Here is a 22,148-nt window from a genome sequence, read left to right as displayed (position 1 = left end):
CCGACAGCCCGCTCCGCAGGTACAGCCCGCTCCGCAGGTACAGCCCGCTCCGCCGGCAGGATCACGCCCGCACGCGAAGAGGCGCCCGGGCCGGAGCCCGGGCGCCTCCTCTGTGCGGGACGGTTACGGCACGTCGACCGAGACGACCGTGCGCACCTGCGAGTCGCCGTAGCGCACGACACCCAGGTAGCTGCCGCTCTCGAGGCCCGACCACGACAGCTGGTACTCGGTCGGCGTGGCCTCGATCACGGGCAGCGGGTTCGGGGCCGCAGTGAGCGATCCGAGTCCGCCCGGCGTGACGAGAGCCGACGTGGCCTGCCAGGTGAACGGCTGCGTGTGCGAGTACACGTGCGCCTCGATGAGGTAGTAGCCCGCGGTCGGCGCGACCAGCTGCACGGCCTCGTCTGCCGAGGCCGAAGCCGACTGCCAGTTCTCGTAGTAGCGCAGGTCGGTCGGGCTCACCACGCGGTAGACCGTGAGGTCGAGGTCGGAGCCGGCGTCGTCGGACGAGTCGAGCGCGAAGCGCGCCAGCTCGGTTCCGGCGGCCACCTGGACCAGTTCGTACGAGTAGCCATCGTCCTCCGCGCCGGTCGCCTCGGTGCCGTCGATGAGCACGTCCTCGGCGGCGAGGCCCGCCACGCGCAGCGGCAGGTCGCCTGTCAGGCCGGGCGTGATCTCGATGTCGAGGCTGCCCTCGGCACCCTCGCCCTCGACCGATTCGGGAGCGGCGGCCGTGACCGGGAACACCGCGATGGGCGAGCGCACCTCGGTGGCCCCCGATGTCCAGGTGAGGAACCCGGTGGTCCACTTCTCGACCGGGGCGTCCGCCTTGGTGAACGACACCGTGAACGACTTCGTCTCGCCGGCGGCGCCGAAGGTGAGCGTGCTCGGCTCGACGGTGACGTTCATGCCGGGCACCGACGCCGACGCGGTGAACGTGCCGGCCTGCGTCGAGGTGACCGAGCGGGTCACCGTCTGCGGCCCCGGGAACGTGCCGATGCCGATCGACGCGAGGTTCAGGTCGCTGGGATCCGTCGCCTCGATGCCGTCGAACAGGTCCTCGCCGAGCGCACCCTCGAGGTAGCCTGCCCAATCTTCCGCACCGTTGAGGTACAGCAGACCCGGGCTGAAGTACTTCGTCGGGTCGACGTGGCCGGCACCCTGCGCGAACGGGTCGGTGCTCTCGGTGCCGTCTGCCATGACCGTGTTGTACGCGGTCGTCATGAGCGCTGACTTGATCTCTGCCGGCGTCGCGACGGGGCGCTCACCGAGGTAGAGCGCGCCGAGGCCGGCGACGTGCGGCGACGACATCGACGTGCCCGACTTGAAGCCGAACGTGGGCGCCTCGCCGGGGCCGTTGTGGGTCGCCGCCAGGATCGCGACGCCGGGGGCCGACACATCGGGCTTGATGACGTCTGCACCGTCGGCAAGCATCGGGCCACGGCTCGAGAAGCCTGCGACCTGGGGCGTCGGGGTCTCCTTGCCGGTGACGTTGTCACCCACGAGTGTCGCCGTCGCGCCCGCCGTCTTGCGCACGTAGTCGAGCAGCGCCGTGCGGTACTGCGCGTCGAGGTGCACGGTCGGAACAGAGTGGAAGTCGTTGTCGAGCGAACCCGGCGTGACGTTCACGAGGATCATCGCGGTGCCGCCGGCGGCGGCGACCTCCTGCGACTTCTCGACGCGAGCGTTCGTGCCGCGGTCGCAGACCACGGTCTTCCCGGCGACCTTGGCCGGGTCGAGCGTGCCGAGGAAGCACAGCGCCGCCTCGTTCGGAGCAGCGCCCGCCTTGGCGACGTCGGCGGAGTACACGACCGGACCGGTCAGGCTCTCGCCGAACGGCACGGTGATGGACGCTCCGGCGGCCTGGAAGCCGTTCGGCAGCTGGACGGTGCCCTCGTACGTCGGGATCGTGGATGCCGCGACCGTGGTGTACCAGGGCGAGGCGTGGTCAGCCGTCGCGGCGCCGGGGCCGCTGTTGCCCGCGCTCACCGCGACGAACACGCCGGCAGCCGCAGCGTTGAAGAACGAGATGTCCTCGGGCTGGAGCACGGTCGTGGCCGAGCCGCCGCCGATCGAGTAGTTGATGACGTCCACGCCGTCCGCCACCGCGGTGTCGATCGCCGCGAGAAGGTCGCTCAGGGCGCAGATGTCGTCGGTGGTGACGAGGTCATCCGGGCCGACGTAGCAGGCCTTGTACGACGCCACCTTGGCGGCCGGTGCGACGCCCGACGTGTCGCCGAAGCCGATCCCCTCGACCGAGGCCTCGACGCCGAAGTTGCCGGCGGCCGTGCTGGCCGTGTGCGACCCGTGGCCGTCGCCGTCACGCGGCGACAGGAAGTCGTAGCTGAAGTCGAAGCCGGTGGCCGCAGCGCCGTCGGCGAAGAACTGCGCGCCGATGAGCTTGGTGCTGTACAGCTGCTTCGTCCAACCCTGGTCCTCGGCGGCGACGCGACGGGCGCGGTACTCGTTGCCGTCGGACTTCTTGAAGACGACGTTGTCGCCGTTGATGTAGGGCGAATCCGTTCGGGGCTTTCCCGTGAGACTGTCGCCCGCGAACGAGGGGTTCTCCGGTGCGATGCCGGTGTCGACGACGCCGACGACGACGCCCTTGCCGGCCTCGCCGACGCCTCCGACGGCATCCCACACTCCGCCGGTGCCGGCGTCGCCGGACCCGAGCCCGATGAACTCGGTGGACGGGATCGCGTCGGGGTGACGGATCTCGTCGGGGTACACGCCCAGCACGTTCTTGTCGCTCTGCAGCTTCGCGACCTGCGCACCGTCGAGGTCGGCGGTGAAGCCGTTGAGCGTCACCTGGTAGGTGGTGGCGGGGGTCACGCCCGCCTCGGCCGCGACGTCCTGCTGCTCCTTCTTCAGGTGCGCGACGTACTTCTGCGAGTTGGCGGAGTGCGCGTCGAGCTGCATGCCCTTGTCAGGCTTGGTGCGCTGGATGCCGGCCTGGCCGCCCTGGTACGTGGCCAGCGGAGCGTCCTTCAGCATGACGATGTAGCGGCCGGAGGGGGCATCGATCGGTATGGGTGTTGTCACCTCCTCGGGTACGGCGCCGAAACTTGCGGTGGCTGTGCCCGTGAACAGGGCGGCGAGTGTGACGACCGCTGCTGCTCTGACGGAGGATCGACCCATATGTGGCCTCCATTGATTTGTGGGGAAGAGGCCGCGCCACATCGTTGGGGCGCAGCGACCTCAAACGTAACTGTCAGCGGAATCCCAGTAAATGAGAGGTCAGTGAGAAACGCGACGCCGAGTCCCAGTACCCTGGGCAGGTGGCTGACCGAACCCGGATTTCGACGAGCGTTCTGCTCACCTGTGCGGCGATCGGCGTCGCGACCGGTGTTCTCCAGGCAGGTGCGGGCGCGATCAGCGGCTTCGTCTCGGCGGGCGCGCCGATCCTCTACGGACTGGTTCTCGGGGTCCACGTGCTGCCCGGCGTCGTCGCGCAGGAGCTGCTGCGACGCCCGTGGGTCGCTCTCATCACGCACCTCGTCGCGGCGCTCGTCGCCAGCGCCGTCGTGCCGCTGTGGATCGGCCGCTACATCGGCACCGCCCTCCTGATCGGCGGACTGCAGGAGATCATCGCGGCGACGTCCCGGTACAAGCGATGGGAGCCCTGGCGCTTCTTCCTCTCGGCGGTGATCGTCGGCGCCGTGATCGCCGTGGCGATCTGGTTCGCCGCCGATGTGTCGCGCTTTCCGCTCTGGGGTCAGATCGTGTACGTCGCGCTGTTCATCGTCGGCCCGGTGGCATGGACGGCCGTGGGCCTCGCGATCGGCAACGCGCTCCGCCGCGCCGGTGTCGCCCGTCGCAGCCGCCGCTGACGCGTTCATCCGGGTCTTCCGCACTGTTTCGCGGAGCAGGAGGGCACAGGTAAGTTAGGGAAGGCTAAGTTTCCCTCGACGATCGGATGCCCGTGTCCTCTGCCATGCCGCTGCTGCGGGTGCGCGAGCTCGGCATCACCCACGACGGCGAGACCACGCCCGCACCCTCCGCCGTCTCCTTCGAGATCGCCCCGGGCGAGGTGGTGCTGCTTCTCGGCCCCAGCGGATCCGGCAAGTCGACGCTGACCCTCGCGCTCAACGGCCTGCTGCCGCAGGCGGTGCCCGCCGACGTCACCGGGTCGATCGAGGTCGACGGACTCGACACCCGGACCACACCCGTCGCGGAGCTCAGCACGCGGGTCGGCATGGTCTTCCAGGACCCCGATGCGCAGCTGGTGACCGGCACGGTCTTCGACGAGGTGGCCTTCGGCCCCGAGAATCTGCGGATGCCGGTCGCCGACGTCCTCGCCCGCGCCGAAGACGCGCTGCGCCGCGTGGGCCTCTGGGAGCGCCGGTCGGAGAACCCCGACCGGCTGTCGGGCGGGGGGCGCCAGCGCCTCGCGATCGCGTGCGCCCTCGCGATGGGGTCGCCGCTCCTCGTGCTGGACGAGCCGACGGCGAACCTCGACCCGGCGGGGATCGAGGAGGTCTACGCGGCGCTGGCCGAGCTGGTCGCGGCGGGCGATCGCGCCATCCTGCTGGTGGAGCACAACCTCGACGCGGCGGCCGGCTTCGTCGATCGGGTCGTCGTGCTCGACCACGACGGTCGCCTGGCGGCCGACGGCACCGTCGACGAGGTGCTGCGCGGGCGGGCAGAAGACCTGCACGACATGGGCGTGTGGCTGCCGGTGTCGACGCTCGCCGCGCTGCGGCTGCGCCGCGCGGGCTTCGCCCTCGACCCGCTCCCGCTGACCCCCGACGAGCTGCGCGCCGCGCTGGAGGCGGAGGATGCGTCGGCGGGATCGCGGTCGTTGAGCGAGCGAGGAACGAGCGAGACGAAACGCGCCGAGCCCCCGTCGCGCGTCGGTCCGGAGCGTTTCGACTCGCAAGCTCTCTCAACGACCGGTTCCGAGGCTCCCCTCATCACGGTTCGGAACCTCACGCTCCGCCGCGGCCGCAGCGAGGTGCTGCACGACATCGACCTCGATCTGCCGCGTGGCGCGTTCGTCGCGGTGGTCGGAGCCAACGGCGCGGGCAAGACGAGCCTCATCCAGGCACTCGCCGGCGTGGTCGCCCCGCCCAAGGGCACGGTGCACGTCGACGGACTCGACGTCGGCCGCGCCGACGCGCGCACGCTGAGCACGCGCATCGGATTCGTGTTCCAGAACCCCGAGCACCAGTTCATCGCGCACACCGTCTTCGACGAGATCGCCCATGGCCTGCGCCGTCAGCACCTTCCCGACGACGAGGTGCGCAGGCGCACCCTCGAGCTGCTCGAGCGGTTCGGGCTCGCCGCCAAGGCCGACAGCCACCCGTTCCTGCTGTCGGGCGGGCAGAAGCGGAGACTCTCGGTCGGCACCGCGCTCGTGGCGGGCGCGCCGGTGCTCGTTCTCGACGAGCCGACGTTCGGCCAGGATCGCGCCCGTGCGGACGAGCTGCTGTCGCTGCTGTCGGAGCTCAACGCCGAGGGCACCACGATCGTGGTGGTGACGCACGACATGCAGCTCGTGACGGACTACGCCGACCGCACCGTCGTGCTCGCCGACGGCCGCGTGCTGGCGCAGGGGGCGACCGCCGAGATCTTCGCGGACGATGCCCTCATCGCGCGCGCGGGGCTGCGCCCGCCACCGCTGCGCCGCGCGCTGCGGGGCGTGCAGCGGCATCCCGAGCTGTCGCACGTCACCCGCCTCGCCGACCTCACCGGCGCCGCGGGCGTGCGTTCCGAATTCAGGAAGGATGCGACGAACGCTGCCGACACCGCGCCTCCGGGGCCCATCCATCCTGAATACGGAACAGCACAGACGGGTGCCATCAGCGGCGGGAGCGGGACGTGACCGACACCGGCCCGCTCACCGCCGCGACGGCCACGCATTCGTCGGTGGATCCGTACGCCCCGCGGCCTCCGGCATCCGCCGTCCGCTTCCTGTACGGGCTCAACCCGCTGGCGAAGCTGGCCGCGCCGCTGCCCGCCATGGCCCTCCTGGTCTTCGTCCGGGATGCCGCCACTCCCGCCGCCTTCCTTCTGCTGGCGTATGCGGTGCTGCTGGTCGGCGTCGACTTCACGAGGCGGCTCGCGGCGGTGCTGTTCCTGGTGCTGCCCGTCAGCGCTCTCGTGATCGGCTTCGGGTTCGCGCTGTGGACCGACCCCTCGCGCGTGGACCAGTCCGTGGTGGTGTGGCAGATCGGCGGCTGGACGATGTACGGCGGCGCGTTCGCGGTGGGCGCCGCCACGGGCCTGCGCCTGTCGGCCATCGTCGCCCTGACCCTCATCGCCGGGCTGTCGACGACGGGCCCCGACCTCGTGCGGGCGACGGTGCAGCAGCTGCGCGTGCCGTACCGCATCGGGTACACGGCGCTCGCCGCGTTCCGGTTCGTGCCGCGGTTCGGCCACGAGCTCGACGTCATCCGCCAGGCGCACCGCGTGCGCGGCGCCCACGGCGGCCGTGGCCCGATCGCGGCGGCCGCGCGCTGGTTCGGGTACGTCGTCCCGCTCATGGCCGGCGCGATCCGTCATGCCGAGCGCGTCGCCCTCGCGATGGACGCCCGCGCGTTCGGCGCGCACCCCGACCGCACCGAGCGCTACATCGTGCCGTGGCGCGCGCGCGACACCGGCTTCATCATCGCCTTCTGGGCGGTGTCGGCCGTCCTGTTCGCCGCCTTGTTCCCCTGGGGTCTCTGATGACTCCGGCCGTCCTCGACATCCCCGCCGTCCTCAACACCCCTACCGTCCTCAACATGGAGCGCTGACATGGCACCGGTCCCCCGACTCGTCAAGCCCGACACCCAAGGCCTCGTGCACCTCCAGGTGCTGCGCACCGAACGCCTCGCGCCGCACTGGCTGCGCGTCACCCTCGGCGGTGCCGAGATCGACAGGTTCCGCCCCATGGGCTACGACCAGTGGTTCCGGCTCTTCCTGCCCCTCGGCGGCGACGAGGGACTGGACCGCCTCCCCGCGAAGGCGAACAAGATGTTCGGGTACCTCAAGTACCTCCGCATCCCCGACGGCGTCCGTCCGGTCATGCGCAACTACACGGTGCGGGCCTATCGCCCCGCGACGGCCGACACGGGCGCCGAGATCGATGTGGACTTCGTGCTGCACGGCTCCGCCGCCGAAGGCACGGCGGGGCCGGCGTCGCGCTGGGCGGAATCGTGCCGCGCGGGCGAGAGCGTCGTGATCATCGACGAGGGCCTCACCTTCAACCCCGATCGCGGCACCGACAGGGTCGTGCTCGTCGCCGATGAGACCGGGCTGCCCGCCATCGCCGGCATCTGCGCCTCCCTGCCCTCGCACGCGACGGGGCTCGCGATCGTCGAGGTGCCCTCGGCCGACGACGCTCTGGAGTTCCCCCGCCCCGCCGGGATCACGGTGCGCTGGATCGTGCGCGATCACGATGCGACGCCGGGCACCCTCGCGCTGCAGGCCCTCGGCGACGCCTCCCTTCCGGATGCCGCGTTCCACGCGTACGTCGTGGGCGAGCAGGCACTTGCGACCGAGGGCCGCCGTCTCCTCGTCGGCGAGCGCGGCGTGTCGAAGGATCACGTGAGCTTCTGCGGCTACTGGCGCGTCGGCGTCGCGTCGCCCGCTCCGAAGTCTCAGCGCGTCACGACGGAGGCCCACTCGTGAGCGGCGCGGACGGGACGTCCGATGCCCGCACGTCGCCCGCCGCCACGCCGACCCGGTCGAACCGGGGTCGCGTGACGACCGCGTACCTGCTGACCTGCGCGGCGATCGGCGTCGCCGGCGGGGTGATGCTCTGGGGCGCCGGCTGGATCTCGACGGTGCTCTTCGCCACCGTCCCGTTCGTCTCGGTGGCGATCGCGGGCCTGTGGCTGCTGCCGGCGACCGTCGCGCTGCGTCTGCTCGAACGCCCTCTGGCCGGCATCCTCGTCGGCGTCATCTCGGGGCTCGTGGTCTTCCCGTTCCTCGGCGCGGCCGTGTGGTGGGCGTTCTTCGCCGAGCTCGCGTTCCTGGTCTGCCTCTACCGCTCCTGGCGCACGTGGCAGTACTACGCCGGCGCCGTCTTCGTCGGCGTGGTCTATCCGATCTTCGCCGCGGCGTCGTTCAACCTGGCGGCCATGCAGCCGTGGGCGCTGGTGACGTTCTTCGCGCTCACGATCGCCAGCTGCGTCGCCGGTGTCGCGCTCGGCATCCTCGTCGCCGACCGCCTGCGCAAGGCCGGCGTCGCGAAGCTCGCCCGCCGCCGCCCGACACCCGTCTGAGACACCTGCCGCGCCCACGACGACGGATGCCGCGACCCGCGCCCTCGCAAGAGGGCCGGGCCGCGGCATCCGTCGTTCAGGAGTGCGTCAGCGCTTGCCGACGATCTGGCGGCTCACGATGTCGCGCATGATCTCGTTCGTGCCGCCGTAGATGCGGTGCACGCGGGCATCGAGGTAGGCGCGGGCGATCGGGTACTCGGTGATGTAGCCGTAGCCGCCGTGCAGCTGCACGCCGATGTCGAGCAGCTCCGCCTCGCGGTCGGTGGTCCAGAACTTGACCTTCGCGGCCTCTTCGGCCGTGAGCTTCTGGTCCTTGTAGAGCATCATGGCGCGGTCGACGTACGTCCACATCACGTCCACCGTGGTCGCCATGTCGGCGAGCTTGAAGCGGGAGTTCTGGAAGTCGGCGATGCGCTCGCCGAACGCCTCGCGGCTGAGGGTGTAGTCGCGGGTCCATACGAACGCGGCCTCGCCGGCGGCGGCCGCCGCGACGCCGATCGAGAGGCGCTCGAGGGGCAGGTTCATCATGAGCTGGATGAAGCCGAGGCCCTCCTTGCCGCCGATGAGGTTCGCTTCGGGCACGAAGACGTCGGTGAACGACAGCTCGGCGGTGTCCCAGCCGTGGAAGCCCATCTTCTCGAGCTTCTTGCCGTGGTCGAAGCCCTCCATGCCGTCCTCGAGGATCAGCAGGCTGAACGCATCGGGGCGGTTGCCCTCTCCCGTCTTGACGAAGGTCACGACGATGTCGGCGGTCTTGCCCGACGAGATGAACGTCTTGGCGCCGTTGACGATGTAGCCGCCGTCGACCTTCTTCGCGGTGGTCTTGATGCCGCGGAGGTCCGAGCCGGCACCCGGCTCGGTCATCGCGAGAGCGCCGAGGATCACGCCGGTCGCCATGCCCGGCAGCCACTTCGCCTTCTGCTCCTGCGTGCCCATGTGCACGATGTACGGCACCGCCAGGTCGTCCTGGATCCCCAGGGCGCCCGCGAGCGAGCCCTGGCCGGCGCCGATGGTCTCCTCGAGCACGATCGAGCGGAAGCGGTAGTCCTGCAGCATGCCGGCGCCGCCGAACTCCTCGGGCACCGACAGGCCGATGACGCCGGCCTCGCCGGCGGCGAGCATGGTGGCGCGGTCGATCTCGCCGTCGGCCTCCCACTGCTTGCGCTTCTCCTCGGACGCGTAGCGCTTGACGAACTCCTTGACGACGTCGCGGAACGCCTCGTGGTCCTCGTCGTAGATGTCGCGCTCCATGGTGCGCCTTCCTCTCGTCTGTCTTCTCGTCGCTGAGGTCGAGTCTGCGGAGATGGTTCCCCGGTTGGAATTGCATCTCACCGCATATGGTACTCAGTTTCAGCCGAGCGGATGCCGCAGCCGGGCGCCGCATCGCGGCCGGACCGGCGACTGACCCCGTCGCGCGGCCATGGCGCTGCCGCGGTGGGTGGAGAGGCGGAGGCTGTCAGCCGAGGTACGCGGGGGCGGGGTCGAGCGCGAAGAACTCCTCGAGCGAGGTCCATCCGCCGTCGTGGTAGGCCTTCGCGAGCTGCGGTCCGATGTAGCGGAGGTGCCAGGGCTCAGGGAGGTAGCCGGTCACCGGCGTGGCGCCCTCGACGTACCGCACGATCCAGCCGTGCTCCCACGCGTGGTCGGCGATCCACTGGCCCTGGGCCGTCGCCGCGAGGTCGTCGAGCGTGCCGCAGGCGCCGGCACACGCGACGACGTCTGCGGCGAGCCCCAGCTGGTGCTCGCTGTATCCGGGGCGGGCGCTGACCTGGTCGGCCCGCTCGCCACGCTCGGCGAAGTGGCGTCCGTACGTCTGCTGCTGAGTCTGATACGACCGGAACCCGCTCTCGAGCGCGATCTCGCCGACTCCCGCCGAGCGCGCGCCGGTGACCAGCGACGCGAGAGCGGCTGCCGCATCCGAGCGCAGGGCGCCGCCCTCGACGTTGCGCACCCCATCGGGCAGCACCAGTCCGCTCGGGCGGTAGTCGATCGGGCTCGTCGGCCGGATCTTGTCGACCACGGTCCACGTGCGCGCAGAGTCGCCCAGGTTCACGCAGGGGGCGCGGCCCTCCACGACAGCGGCTCGGAACGCTTCGCCTCCGCCTGCGGCGACGATCGCGGCCTCGTCATCGCCGGCCTGCACTGCCGCCACCACGTCGGGCAGCGCGCAGATGTCGGCAGCGGGCGGCGACTGCTCGACCTGCGGCACGGGAAGCTGGTCGACGTGCTGAGGCTGCACCGTCATCGACAGCGCAGCGTCGGCGCCGCCGCTCGGTGAGACCGAGGGCAGCATCATGGCGGTCATCGCTGCGGAGCCGAGCAGCAGCGCGGCGCCGGTGGCGAGACCGGCGACGACGGCGATCCGCCGAGTGACGCGGCGGGGACGCGCGTGCTGCACCGGCAGCGCGTCCTCGTGGACCGAGAGCAGCTCTGCAGCGCGGGCCGCGCGACGCTCGCTGGAGGCGGGACGGTGCTGCCGGGCGGCACGGCCGCGCGATCGCGGGGGCAGCGGCGGGACTTCGCTCGCTGCCGATGCGCCCCCCGGCGAGGCGCTCGCCGCGGCGGGCGCGGGCGCGGCGGGCAGGAGGTCAGGCGGCAGTGCCGCCGGCGCGGCATCCGAGACCGATGCCGGCACGAACTCCTCGCTGGGCAGCTCGAAGGCCACGAATGCGTCAGTGGGGGGCTGGGTCTCGGCCGCGCGGGCGCGCCGTTCGGCCTCCTCGCGCATCGCTCGGGCGGCACGACGAGTCTCGGGGGCGGCTCGGGGGGTAGCGAGCCGGCCAGGCTCCGTCACGCCTGCCATTCTGGTCGCGACGGCGCGATTTGGCCAGCGAGGCGGCATCCGCTCCGCCGATGTTCTACTCGAAGCTATCACTGCCTTGACTTAAGTTCGAAGCTTTGTTCTCATGGATTCATGCGATGGCAGGGACAGGAACTGGGTGTGGCGGATGCCGCGGCCCTGCCTGGCCTCGAGCAGCTGAACGGTCTGGTGCGCTCGGTGACCACTCCCGAGTTCGCCGGCGTCACCTTCCACGAGGTGCTCTGCAAGTCGGCGCTCAACCACGTGCCGAGCGCCTCGGCCATGCCCTTCGACTGGACCGTGAACCCCTACCGCGGCTGCAGTCATGCATGTGTCTACTGCTTCGCCCGGGGGACGCACGAGTACCTCGAGCTCGACGCGGGGCGGGACTTCGACACCCAGGTCGTGGTCAAGGTGAACGTCGCGGAGGTGCTGCGGAAAGAGCTGCGACGCGGCAGCTGGCAGCGCGATCCCGTGATGCTCGGCACCAACACCGATCCGTATCAGCGTGCCGAGGGGCGGTACAAGCTGATGCCCGGGATCGTCTCGGCCCTCACGGAGTCGGGGACGCCGTTCTCGATCCTCACGAAGGGCACGCTGCTGCGGCGCGACCTCCCCATGCTGAAGGATGCCGCCGCCGACGTGCACGTCACCCTCGCGATGTCGATCGCGGTGTTCGACGATGAGCTGCAGCACCTCATCGAGCCCGGCACGCCGAACGCGACCGCCCGGCTGGAGACCGTGCGGGCGGCGACCGAGGCGGGCTTCCGCGTCACCGTGTTCCTGATGCCGATCATCCCGCACCTCACCGATTCCATCGCCGCGATCGATCACGCACTCACCCGCATCAAGGAGGCCGGCGCCGTCCGCGTCGTCTACGGCGCGCTGCACCTGCGCCCCGGCGCCAAGCAATGGTTCCTGCAGTGGCTCGCGGAGCGGCATCCCGAGCTCGTGTCGTCCTACCGAGGGCTGTATCCGGGCGCGACGAGCACGGCTCCGAAGCCCTATCGCACCTGGCTCGCCAAGCGCGTGCGCCCCCTGCTTCGGGTGCATGGTCTCGACGGGAGCGCCGAAGACGAGAGTCCGCGCGGCGCACCGGTCTCGGGCCTGGCCGATCGCGCGGACGCGCGCAGCGCCCCGCCGATCGTCACGACGTCGCGAGGACGCGCGGCGGCCGCCTCGCTGCGCGCGGCACCTGCGCGCGGCACTCCCGGCCCAGAGGCGTCGGCTCGCCTGTTCTGACCAGTCACAGAGCTTCGCGCGCTACGCGGCGACGGATGCCGCGATCAGTTCGTCGGCCGCGGCTGCCGGCATGACCGCTGCTGTACGCGCACCGGACGGAACGGGCGACGTGCGAGCGGCGGACGGCGCTTCGACGTGCTCGAGGACGGCGTCCAGCACGGCATCCGCCACGAGGATGCGATTGTGTCCGAGCCCGGTCGTCGCGAGCAGACGGGCGCCGGCGTGCGCCGACATGATCCGAACGGCCTCGGCGTACGGCACCATGCGGTCGCCTTCGTCGTGGATGACGAGCAGCGGCACGTCAGCGGGGAGCGGGCGCCGCACGCTCGACAGCCACGCGAAAGGATCGGACTGTCCCGGGAAGTAGCGGCTCGCGAAGCGTTCGCTCATCCGTGTCGCTACCGCGTCGGGATAGCGGAGCATGCTCTGGAACTGGCTCAGCAGCAGGTCGGCGTCGGCCGGAGCGGCGATCGTGACGACGCGCGCGGCATCCGTTCCTCCGGCAACCCCCACGAGGGTCGCGAGGCCGCCGAACGAGTGCCCGATCATCGCATCGAAGGTGCGGTAGCGCTGCTGCAGTGCGGAGAAGACATCGAGCCAATCGACGAGGTAGGTGCGGCGGCCGGCCGACGAGCCATGAGCGGGAGCGTCGAACGCGACCACTCGGCAGCCTCCGGCGACGAGCTCGCGGACAAGCGGCGTGAACTGGCTCGCGCGACCGTTCCAGCCGTGCGCCAGCAGCACGGTGCGCGTGCCGCTGCCCCACTCATAGGTGTCGATGTCGACGCCGCGGCGATCCACGCCGGCGATCCGCACGGTGCGGCGGCGGGCGCGCCACATCGTCGCCTCGTCGTCGGGGCGGACGGGTCGTGGCTTCGCCACGGAGCCGAACAGCGGCATCGCGAGGCTGGCTCCCCACTCCGGCGAGACGGCCGCGACGCCTCGAATGGTCACCCCTGCGGCGGTCAGTGCGAGATTCATGATGCTCCGATCCGATGAATACGAACGATCGTACTTATGAATACGAACGATCGTACGGTAACCTGGCGCCATGGCACAAGCACCCGTCGATCGCCGTCGCCTCCGGGGCGATGAATCACGGCGCTCGGTGCTCGCACACGCGGTCGACACGGCGACCGTCGACGGACTCGACGGCCTGACGATCGGGCGACTCGCGGATGCCTCGGGGCACAGCAAGAGCGGCATCGCGACGCTGTTCGGCTCCAAGGAGCAGTTGCAGCTCGCCGTCGTCGCCGCCGCGCGAGAGGTGTTCATCGATCGGGTGGTCGCGCCGGCTCGCGCGCGCACGCCTCGCGGTCTCGTCCGCGTGTGCGCGCTGATCTCGGACTGGCTGGCGTACTCGCGCGACCGCGTCTTCAGCGGTGGATGCTTCTTCGCCGCGACCTCCGTCGAGTTCGATGCCAGACCAGGCGTCGTCCGCGACGCGATCGTCGCGGCGTCCGGCGACTGGGAGGACTACCTCACCGTGAGCATCGAGCACGCGATGGCAGCCGGCGAGCTCCCCCTCCTCGACGACGCACGGCAGCTCACGTTCGAGATGGTGTCGTTCCTCGAGGCCGCGAACACCCGCTCGCTGCTCTACTCGAGCGCCGAGCCGTACCGCCGCGCGGAGGTCGCGCTGCGCGCACGCCTCACCGCACTCGGCGCCGATCCCGAACTCGTCGCGTCGATCGGCGCTGCTCCCGAGGCCTGAGCCCGGTCACCTCGACGACATCGTGTGCTCTCGCCGAGCGAGCCGCGCGCACGCGTCAGCGACCGGCGAGTTCCTCCAGCAGCTCGTCGCCGGGGCGTACGTCGTCGAACGGCGCCTCGATGTCGGCGCGCTCCAGCAGGTCGGCGAGGCGATCGCGTCGTGCCCGCGTCACGAGGGTGACGACCGTGCCCGCGCGGCCTGCCCGACCGGTGCGGCCGGAGCGGTGCAGGTACGTCTTGTACTCGTCGGGCGCGTCGGCCTGGACCACCAGATCGATGTCATCGACATGGATGCCGCGGGCAGCGACATCCGTCGCCACGAGCACGTCGATGCGGCCCGACGTGAGCTTCTCGAGGTTGCGGGTACGGCGGGCCTGGTCCAGGTCGCCGTGCAGCGCCAGCGCGCGGATGCCGGCCTCGTCGAACTGCTCGGCGAGCATCTCGGCGAACGCGCGCGTGCGCGTGAACACGAGCGTCTTGCCGTCGCGGTCCACGAGGGACCGCAGGATCTCGCGCTTGTCGCGGTGGTCGACCACCAGCACCCGGTGGTCGATGGTGCCCGACCGCTGGGTCTCGCCGGCGACCTCGTACACCGCGGGGTCGGTCAGGAACTCGCCTACCAGGGCCGACACCTCGCCGTCGAGCGTCGCCGAGAAGAGCAGCCGCTGGGCGTCCCGGGGCGTCCGGCGCATGATGCGCTGCACCGGCTCGAGGAATCCCAGCTCGCACATGTGATCGGCCTCGTCGAGTGCCGCGACGCGTACCTGCGACAGGTCGAGCGCGCGCGACTCGACGAGATCCTCGATGCGGCCCGGCGTGCCGATGACGATGTCGATCCCCTTCTTCAGCGCGCCGAGCTGCCGCGCCTTGGGCACGCCGCCGTAGATCTGCGTGGTGAAGAGGCCGACGCTGCGCGCGATCGGCTGGATCGTCGCGTCGATCTGCAGCGCGAGCTCCCGCGTCGGGGCGAGGATCAGCGCGCGCGGTGGCCGGCCGATCTCGCGCTTCTGCCCCGCCTGCGACCGCAGGACGCTCTCCACGAGCGGTGCGCCGAAGGCGATGGTCTTGCCCGAGCCGGTGCGCCCGCGTGCGAGCACGTCGCGTCCGTCGAGGATCGCGGGGATCGTCGCGGCCTGGATCGGGAATGGATGCTGCGCCCCCAGGTCGGCGATGGCCTTGACGATGTTCTGGCCGAGCCCGAGATCGCCGAATGTGGCGCCTCCGCCCTCGGTCGGCGCGATCGCATCGGCGTCGAGCTTCTCGTGCACGACATCGCGACGTGCGGGCGTCTCCCCTCCACGGGGCGCGGCGTCCCGCCGTAGCGCGGCGTCCCGCCGTGGCGCGGCATCCCGCCGTGGCGCGGCATCCCGCCGTGGCGCGGCGTCCCGCCGTGGCGCGGATTCCCGGCGCGGACCGGAATCGCGGGCGGCAGCATCCCGACCACGGCGGCCGTCGCCGTCGCGATCGCGCCCCGGTGCCGAAGTCCTTCCGCCGGTCGCCGGCCGCCCGCGGTCGCCGTCCGAGCGAGCCGGGCGCCCACGGTCATCGCGCGCGTGCGTGCGGATCGACCGCGCCTCGTCGCGGCCGGCCCGCTCCTGGGCTGTCCAGCGCCCCTTGGGGCGACCGGCGCCCGCGTCCGTCGAGGGCTCCTCGGCACGGAATCCCCGGTGTCCGGCGCTGCGGCTGCCGGGCTTGCCCGACGACGAGTCGCCCGGGCGGCGCTTCGCGTCCTGCCCCTGGCTCGCGGCCCGATTCTTGGGGTTGTAGCGCGGGTCGTAGTTCTTCGCCGCGCGTCCGCCGCCGGGCTTCTTGTTCTTGGGCATCCGGCTCCTCCAGGATCGGCGGGGCGTCGCATCGACGCCGCCGCGGCGCCGTGCACACGCCGACCTCACCAGCGTACCCGCGCACCCACGTGACCGATCCGTATCAGAACCAGAGCCCGGCCAGCGCTTTCTCGGCCGATCGGGATACTGTTTGACTGAGCGGTTCGCCGCTGAACTGGGGATTTGTCGTCAAAGCCGGCGGGCCTCGGTGTCGGGGTCTATGGGGGATGTCCGGCATCCGGGCGCGTCGAACAGAACCCGATCGTGAGTCGAATGTCTTCCACGACCCTTTCCGACGCAACCAGCGGTCCTGTCGTGCCGCTTCGTGCGAAGGTGTCCACCGCCTCCTCGGCGCGCCCGCGCGCCACGAACCACCGGCCGGCCGCGTCTGCGCCGCGCGCCACGCCGGGGATGATCACCGATGACGCCGACCCGCCGGGACCGGACGCCGCATCCATCACGGCGACCGCCGTCGAACACACCCTCATCGCGCACCGCATCGGGCGACTCGCGGTGCTCTCACTTCCCGTGGGTGTCCTCCTCTCGTTGCTCACCAGCCACGACCCGACGTGGTGGCACCACCACTTCTCGCAGCTCGGGACGCACTCCGACTTCTCGGGCCGCACATTCAACTCGATCGCGATCTTCTCGGGCTTCTTCCTCGCCGCCTACGGCGTGTTCATCGTCGTCGCGCTGCCCAGCGGCATCCGTCGTCGCTCGGCGCGCGGCTTCCGCGGGTCGATCGTCTCGGCCGGCCTGCACCTCACCGGCGTCGGCCTCGTGCCGATCCCGGTGAGTCCCGTGATGCACGACCTCATCGCGACCGGCCTGGGCCTGTCGTTCCTCGCGACCGTCGCCACCGGTCTCGCCATCCCCGGCCGCAGCCGCCGGTTCCGCCGCGCCACCGCGATCTGCGTCGCGCTGCTCGCCGCCGGCATGGTCGTGCTGACCGCCGGACTCATCACACTCGCGCTGTTCGAGCTCGTGGCGTTCGTCACCATGGGCGCCTGGCTGCTGACGCTCCCTCGCACTCTCTCGCAGGCGCCCGCACCCGCAGCCGTCCGGCGACGCGCCGCCGCGCGGACGCCCCGAGAATGGATGCCATGGCAGAACCCGTGGCCCACCCCATCACCGTCGCGATCGAACGACGCATCGACCCGTCCCGCACCGCCGAGGCCACGAGCTGGATGCAAGCCGGCACTGATCTCGCGGCCGGCTTCGCGGGCTTCCTCGGCTCCGGCTGGGTCCGCGCGGGCGAGGGCAGCGACCTCTGGTACATGCTCTACCGCTTCCGCGACATCCCGACCCTCGAGGCATGGGAGGATTCGCCGCAGCGTTCGTGGTGGCTCGATTCCGGCCGCGCCTTCGCGAACGAGGTCAGGGTCGAGCGACGCACCGGCATCGAAGGCTGGTTCGACGCTCCGTTCGCGACCCACGTCGAGTCGCGGCATGCGGGTACCGCCCCGTCACCGGCCACCGGACCGGTCCAGCAGCCCATCCCGTCCGCCCCGCCTCGCTGGAAGCAGGCCGTCACGATCTGGCTCGGCTTCTTCCCCACGAATCTCCTCGCGTCGTGGCTCCTCGGGTTCGTCCCGGGGTTCGCGGAGTGGCCGCTGATCGCCCGCGTGCTGCTCTCGACGGTGCTGCTCACCCCGGTGATGACGTATGCAGTTCTCCCGTGGGTGACGCGGATGCTGCGCCCCTGGCTGCAGCGCGGCGCCTGAGCGAGCCGAGCAGAGAGCGTGGGAACCGTCGCCAGATCGTGTCGCGGCGAACGCCCCGCACGCCCGGGCGCGGTCGTATTCTGACCTCGTGAGCACCACGAACACCTCGCCGCCGGCTGAGACAGCCGCACCGACACCCGGGCGCCGTGCGGAGTCGCAGGCGGTCTACGCCGGTCTCGCCGCCGGCGCGATCGGCGCGATCTACGGCCTCCTCGTCGGGCTGTTCGCACCGGACCTTCAGCTCGCCGGCCAGGCCGACTCGTTCGCGGTGTGGGCGGCGTGCGGGGCGGCGGTGGTCGCAGCGGCTGCTTCGACGACCGAGTACTGGCGTGCGCGGAACCGGCCGGGACAGGAGTGGCGGCAGACGCTGCCGTCGTGGAAGTACATCGTCAACACCGTCTCGGTGGTGATCGTCCACACGGCGCTCGCGTTCGTGGCGGTGTACGCGCTGTATCGCGTGCTCGCGATGGGCTTCATCGGGCTTCCGCTCGTGACGTTCTGGTCGGTCGTGCTGATGGCGGTCACCCTCGGCATCACCACGTGGATCGTGTTCCTGTCCGTCTCGGCGATGACGACGCAGCGCATGTCGTCGCTGCTGCTCGCGTTCATCGCGATCGGCACGCTGACAGCCATGGTCACGACGCCCGACCCGAGGTGGTGGACGATCCACTTCAGTCATCTCGGCACCTTCGAGGACGACCTGTCGAGCTGGGTGTTCAACGGCACCCTCATCGCTGCGGGCCTGCTCGTGACGACCTTCGCGGTCTACATCGCCAACGACATGCGCGTGCTCGCCGCGGCCGGCGTGCTCGAAAATCCGCGCGGCACACGCATCGTCCCCGTGCTCTTCGTCGTGATGGGCATCATGCTCGCGTGCGTCGGGATCTTCCCCGTCGATGTGAATTTCGCGCTGCACAACATCTCGGCATCCGGCATGGCGGCGATGTTCCTCGTCCTGCTCATCGGCGGGCCGAACTTCCTTCGCGGGATGCCGCGCACCTACTTCGTCGCGTCGTGGGCGTTCCTCGCGGCGATGGCGGCCTCGGTGGTCCTCTTCATCCCCGCGGTCGGCTTCTTCTCGCTGACGGCGTTCGAGATCATCGTGTTCGCGCTGATCTTCGGCTGGATCGCGGTCTTCATCCGCTTCCTCGGCGTCGCCGGCCGTCAGGACTGACGAGGACGGTCCGCACGCCCGCGGGTGCGCAGGACGCGACGGCCGCGCGCCTCAGCGCTGATGCGCCCGACGGCCCGAGCGCACACCGGGCGACGTCGTCAGGACGGCGCCTGAGCCGTTCCGTCGTCGCGCAGCGGCGACCCGATGACGTCGAACCGGAAGCCGCCGAAGTGCCCGGAGAGCAGCGGGCGGGCATCCGCGATCGAGGCCTGCACCTCGGGCAGCGCCAGCGAGGCACGATGGGCCTCGGCGCTCTCCCACAGCTCGACCACGAACACCGTGTCGGGGTCCGCGTCGTTCACGCCCACCTCGTACAGGAGGCAGCCGACCTCGCGCAGCTGGTCGCTGCGACGCGTGAGGTGGCGCACGAGCTCGTCCCGCTTGCCGGGTGCGGCGCCCAGACTTCCTGCGTTTGCGAACACCATGCGTGCCACGGTAGCCCAACGCTCGGACAGAGGGTCGGCCGATCGTGGTTGATGTGTAGGTGCCCCCCATGCGCCCTGTGAGCCCGCGTGTTCGACGCCGGTGATGACGTGCGCGGGATCCCCCGCTAACGTTCCCCTCGGGAGGACCATGTCTGCTGATGTGCTCGTCGTCGGAGCGGGGCCTGCGGGGCTCGCCGTCGCCGCCTGTCTGCGGCGCCAGGGGATCGACGCGGTGATCGTCGACCGCGGCGAGGCCGTCGGCGACACCTGGGCCGCGCGTTATGAGCGGCTCCATCTGCACACGCCGCGCATCCAATCCGCCCTGCCGGGACTGCGCATGCCCCGGCGGTTCGGACGCTGGGTCGCCAAGGACGACATGGCGCACTACCTTCGCGTCTACGCGCGGCGTCACGGCCTCGCCCCGCAGTTCCGCACCGAGGTGCGCCGCCTCGACCGCGCAGACGGGCGTTGGACCGCGACCACCGACACCGGCATGCTGACGGCGCGACAGGTCGTCGTCGCCACCGGCTACAGCAATACACCGGTTCAGCCGCACTGGCCGGGACAGGAGGATTTCGGCGGCTCCGTCATCCACGCATCGGCGTATCGCAGCCCCCACCCGTACGACGGTCAGCGGGTTCTCGTGGTCGGCGCCGGCAACACGGGTGCCGAGATCGCTGCCGACCTCGCCGAGCACGGCGCCGCCGACGTCCGCCTGTCGATCCGGACGCCGCCGAACATCATCCCGCGGCAGTTCGGACCCCTTCCGACAACGTTGATGGCGGTCCCGATGGACGTTCTGCCCGCCGCGCTCGTCGACCCGGTGAACCGGTTGCTGCAGCGTGTGACTCTCGGCGATCTGGCCCGATACGGAATGCCGCGCGCACGCGCCGGCGTGGTCGCACAGGCACGGTCGACGGGCGTGACGCCGACGATCGACGTCGGTCTCGTCGCGGCGCTGCGAACCGCCTCGGTCACCCCTGTCGCCTCGCTCGAGCGATTCGACGGATCCGAGGCCGTCCTCACCGACGGCAGCCGATTCGCGCCGGATGCCGTGATCGCCGCCACCGGCTACAGCACGGGGCTGACCACGATGATCGGCCACCTCGGTGTGCTCGATGAGCGTGGTGCTCCGATCGTGACAGGCCGGACGTCCGCGCCCGGCACGGACGGGCTGCGGTTCGTCGGCCTCTGGAACCCGCTGAAGGGGCAGCTCTTCCAGATCGGCCTCGACGCGCGCGTCGTCGCGCGCGTCATCCGCCGAGAGCTGCGAAGCGCGGACCTCCGCACGTCCTGACGCGGTCGCCCGTCGGAACGCAGCGCATTGCCGCGGTGCTCCGCCGTTTGTCAACCGGGATCCGTGCGCCCGCGGGTCGGCGTACGTTTCCATGACGAGCAAGGGAGCAACCGATGGATCGCAACGCAGAAGAGCCGAAGACCGACGACGAGGGCACCCGCAAGCCCGGCGGCCTCGGACGCGACGGGACGATCCCCGACGCGCCCGACGGGGTCGCGGCGGGGCACACGGGCGTGCCGTCGACGTTCGAGCCGGAAGAGGACGAGAAGGCGGGGCAGGGCGAGCCGTGACCCGCTGACCACGGGCTGTGGATCTTCTGACTGAACGATCACGATTCCGTCTCGGCCGGCCGTCCGACGTGCTGCACGCGCACACTGGGGAGCATGTGGTGGAGGTTTGTCAGGGCGGTCAAGCGCCGCGAGCACCGTGTCGCGCCGACGACATGGGTCGTCGCGATCGCCGCTGTCGTCTACACGTTCGCGCCGATCGATCTGATCCCCGAGCTGCTGCTGGGACCACTCGGCTTCGCCGACGACCTCGGCGTGTGGGGCATCTTCGCCGTGCTCTTCGCCCGCGAGCAGCACCGGTGGCAGTCCGCCCTCGCGTCGCACTAGATCGCACACGACCAGCCGATCACCTGGCGCCGGCCGGAGCGCGAAAGGCACGGCTCTCACCGTAGCGACACGACCATCAGCCCGTGTGGGCGGTGCTGAGTAGCATGCAACGCATGGCCATCAAACTCGAGAATGTCGGCATCGCCGTGCGCGACCTCGATGCGACCATCGCGTTCTTCACCGACCTCGGTCTTACGGTGGTCGGCCGCGACACGGTCAGCGGGGAGTGGACCGACACCGCCGTCGGACTCGACGGGAACCACGCCAGAATCGCGATGCTGCAGACGCCCGACGGCCATGGCCAGCTCGAGCTCTTCGAGTACATCCATCCCGAAGCGATCGAGACCGAGCCCACGCTCCCCAACGAGATCGGCATGCACCGGGTGGCCTTCTCCGTCGACGACATCGACGAAGCCCTCGAGATCGCCGCGAGACACGGCTGCCATCCGCTGCGCGGCGTGGCCACCTACCAGGACGTCTACAAGCTCACCTACCTCCGCGGTCCCAGCGGCATCCTGGTGATGCTCGCCGAGGAGCTGAAGAAGAACTGAGAAGGGACGGTCCCCGCTCCAGGCGGCGCGGGACCGTCCCCGTCAGACGCGTTCGAGACCGGCGTCAGGCGTCGTGGCGACGGTCGTCGCCGTCGCCATCGCGTTCGGAAGCGGGCTCCTCGCCCGTCTCGGAACCCTCGGCTTCGGGTTCCGCATCCTCGGACGGACGTGCCTCGTCCGCGACGGGCTCCGATTCGGACTCAGGGACTCCAGCCGCGCTCTCGGCGTCGTCGACGGACTCCGGCTCGGACTCCAGCCCGGGCTCGTCGGTCGAACCGGCCGAGCCCTCGAGCGGCTCGTCCGCCGCGGTCTCGGGATGCTCTGCCGGCTCGATCTCGGACTCACCGGAGGCGTCGCTCTCACCCTCGGTGCCGGCCGGTGCGACGTCTGCCGCATCGGTGTCCGCCGCGCTCGTGTCCCCGATCGCCGCGTCGGACTCTTCCGGCTGCTCGGCGTCGGACCCGAACGCACCCACCGACGACTCGGATGCGAGCGCCTCCGGCTCGGTCACGGATGCCTGCTCGGTGGCATCCAGCCCGCCGGCTTCCGCGTCCTCCTGCGGCTCAGCGATC

19 protein-coding genes and 1 pseudogene are annotated in these 22,148 nt (G+C 70.9%); 14 read left to right on the top strand and 6 right to left on the bottom strand.

The features are described from left to right. Positions 1–123 precede the first annotated feature (123 nt). Complete coding sequence (locus MRBLMI12_RS10610; RefSeq protein ID WP_363356428.1) at positions 124–3,141, bottom strand: S8 family serine peptidase; 3,018 nt, start codon at positions 3,139–3,141, stop codon at positions 124–126. Positions 3,142–3,281: 140 nt separating this feature from the next. Between MRBLMI12_RS10610 and MRBLMI12_RS10605 the strand changes: the two genes are divergently transcribed. From MRBLMI12_RS10605 to MRBLMI12_RS10585, 5 genes are all read left to right on the top strand, one after another. Then, positions 3,282–3,833: an ECF transporter S component gene (locus MRBLMI12_RS10605; RefSeq protein ID WP_363356426.1), complete on the top strand. Its 552-nt coding sequence runs from the start codon at positions 3,282–3,284 to the stop codon at positions 3,831–3,833. A gap of 86 nt (positions 3,834–3,919) precedes the next feature. Next, positions 3,920–5,827 (top strand): ABC transporter ATP-binding protein, encoded by a 1,908-nt coding sequence (locus MRBLMI12_RS10600; protein ID WP_363356424.1) that lies wholly within the window; start codon positions 3,920–3,922, stop codon positions 5,825–5,827. Then, positions 5,824–6,672 (top strand): energy-coupling factor transporter transmembrane component T, encoded by an 849-nt coding sequence (locus MRBLMI12_RS10595; RefSeq protein WP_414686216.1) that lies wholly within the window; start codon positions 5,824–5,826, stop codon positions 6,670–6,672. The genes MRBLMI12_RS10600 and MRBLMI12_RS10595 overlap by 4 nt, the downstream gene beginning before the upstream one ends. A 69-nt stretch (positions 6,673–6,741) precedes the next feature. After that, positions 6,742–7,617 carry a siderophore-interacting protein gene (locus MRBLMI12_RS10590; protein ID WP_363356422.1) on the top strand — a complete coding sequence of 292 codons (876 nt, stop codon included), beginning with the start codon at positions 6,742–6,744 and terminating at the stop codon, positions 7,615–7,617. Continuing rightward, entirely contained in the window at positions 7,614–8,213 is a 600-nt protein-coding gene (locus tag MRBLMI12_RS10585; protein ID WP_363356420.1) for an ECF transporter S component, read from the top strand. The genes MRBLMI12_RS10590 and MRBLMI12_RS10585 overlap by 4 nt, the downstream gene beginning before the upstream one ends. An 87-nt stretch (positions 8,214–8,300) precedes the next feature. Here MRBLMI12_RS10585 and MRBLMI12_RS10580 read toward each other — a convergent pair whose 3' ends face one another. Together MRBLMI12_RS10580 and MRBLMI12_RS10575 are read right to left on the bottom strand one after the other, a co-directional pair. After that, on the bottom strand, positions 8,301–9,464 hold the full coding sequence (locus tag MRBLMI12_RS10580; RefSeq protein ID WP_363356418.1) for an acyl-CoA dehydrogenase family protein: 1,164 nt from the start codon (positions 9,462–9,464) through the stop codon (positions 8,301–8,303). A 205-nt stretch (positions 9,465–9,669) separates the two neighbouring features. After that, positions 9,670–11,007: a M15 family metallopeptidase gene (locus MRBLMI12_RS10575; RefSeq protein ID WP_363356416.1), complete on the bottom strand. Its 1,338-nt coding sequence runs from the start codon at positions 11,005–11,007 to the stop codon at positions 9,670–9,672. Between the two features lie 120 nt (positions 11,008–11,127). Here MRBLMI12_RS10575 and MRBLMI12_RS10570 point away from each other — a divergent pair, with 120 nt between their 5' ends. After that, positions 11,128–12,255, top strand: a complete 1,128-nt coding sequence (locus MRBLMI12_RS10570) for an Rv2578c family radical SAM protein (RefSeq protein ID WP_363356414.1) — start codon at positions 11,128–11,130, stop codon at positions 12,253–12,255. A 21-nt stretch (positions 12,256–12,276) separates the two neighbouring features. Here MRBLMI12_RS10570 and MRBLMI12_RS10565 read toward each other — a convergent pair whose 3' ends face one another. Continuing rightward, positions 12,277–13,236 (bottom strand): alpha/beta fold hydrolase, encoded by a 960-nt coding sequence (locus MRBLMI12_RS10565; protein ID WP_363356412.1) that lies wholly within the window; start codon positions 13,234–13,236, stop codon positions 12,277–12,279. A gap of 70 nt (positions 13,237–13,306) precedes the next feature. On the opposite strand from MRBLMI12_RS10565, the gene MRBLMI12_RS10560 reads away from it, so the two are divergent. Then, the gene (locus tag MRBLMI12_RS10560) at positions 13,307–13,969 is read left to right on the top strand and encodes a TetR/AcrR family transcriptional regulator (RefSeq protein ID WP_363356409.1); all 663 of its coding nucleotides are present in this window, start codon (positions 13,307–13,309) and stop codon (positions 13,967–13,969) included. Positions 13,970–14,024: 55 nt separating this feature from the next. Here MRBLMI12_RS10560 and MRBLMI12_RS10555 read toward each other — a convergent pair whose 3' ends face one another. Then, positions 14,025–15,791 carry a DEAD/DEAH box helicase gene (locus MRBLMI12_RS10555; protein ID WP_363356407.1) on the bottom strand — a complete coding sequence of 589 codons (1,767 nt, stop codon included), beginning with the start codon at positions 15,789–15,791 and terminating at the stop codon, positions 14,025–14,027. A gap of 273 nt (positions 15,792–16,064) precedes the next feature. On the opposite strand from MRBLMI12_RS10555, the pseudogene MRBLMI12_RS10550 reads away from it, so the two are divergent. The 3 genes and pseudogenes from MRBLMI12_RS10550 to MRBLMI12_RS10540 all read left to right on the top strand — a co-directional run. Then, a pseudogene (locus MRBLMI12_RS10550) lies at positions 16,065–16,754 on the top strand (DUF998 domain-containing protein); the annotation flags it as partial. 140 nt (positions 16,755–16,894) lie between these two features. Next, positions 16,895–17,515, top strand: a complete 621-nt coding sequence (locus tag MRBLMI12_RS10545; protein WP_363356405.1) for an antibiotic biosynthesis monooxygenase — start codon at positions 16,895–16,897, stop codon at positions 17,513–17,515. A gap of 88 nt (positions 17,516–17,603) precedes the next feature. Then, positions 17,604–18,689, top strand: a complete 1,086-nt coding sequence (locus MRBLMI12_RS10540) for a DUF998 domain-containing protein (protein WP_363356403.1) — start codon at positions 17,604–17,606, stop codon at positions 18,687–18,689. A 98-nt stretch (positions 18,690–18,787) separates the two neighbouring features. Here the strand turns inward: MRBLMI12_RS10540 and MRBLMI12_RS10535 are convergent, their stop codons facing one another. Beyond that, on the bottom strand, positions 18,788–19,114 hold the full coding sequence (locus MRBLMI12_RS10535) for a putative quinol monooxygenase (RefSeq protein ID WP_363356401.1): 327 nt from the start codon (positions 19,112–19,114) through the stop codon (positions 18,788–18,790). A 148-nt stretch (positions 19,115–19,262) separates the two neighbouring features. On the opposite strand from MRBLMI12_RS10535, the gene MRBLMI12_RS10530 reads away from it, so the two are divergent. From MRBLMI12_RS10530 to MRBLMI12_RS10515, 4 genes are all read left to right on the top strand, one after another. Further along, positions 19,263–20,411 carry a flavin-containing monooxygenase gene (locus tag MRBLMI12_RS10530; RefSeq protein ID WP_363356399.1) on the top strand — a complete coding sequence of 383 codons (1,149 nt, stop codon included), beginning with the start codon at positions 19,263–19,265 and terminating at the stop codon, positions 20,409–20,411. A 113-nt stretch (positions 20,412–20,524) separates the two neighbouring features. Next, positions 20,525–20,701 (top strand): hypothetical protein, encoded by a 177-nt coding sequence (locus tag MRBLMI12_RS10525; protein ID WP_363356397.1) that lies wholly within the window; start codon positions 20,525–20,527, stop codon positions 20,699–20,701. 93 nt (positions 20,702–20,794) lie between these two features. Further along, entirely contained in the window at positions 20,795–21,025 is a 231-nt protein-coding gene (locus tag MRBLMI12_RS10520; RefSeq protein WP_349425851.1) for a YkvA family protein, read from the top strand. A gap of 113 nt (positions 21,026–21,138) precedes the next feature. Next, positions 21,139–21,576 carry a VOC family protein gene (locus MRBLMI12_RS10515; protein ID WP_363356395.1) on the top strand — a complete coding sequence of 146 codons (438 nt, stop codon included), beginning with the start codon at positions 21,139–21,141 and terminating at the stop codon, positions 21,574–21,576. Positions 21,577–22,148: the final 572 nt, after the last annotated feature.

The organism is Microbacterium sp. LMI12-1-1.1, from assembly GCF_040676455.1.
Taxonomy (GTDB): Bacteria; Actinomycetota; Actinomycetes; order Actinomycetales; family Microbacteriaceae; genus Microbacterium.
This window is presented reverse-complemented; position numbering and strand designations above follow the sequence as displayed.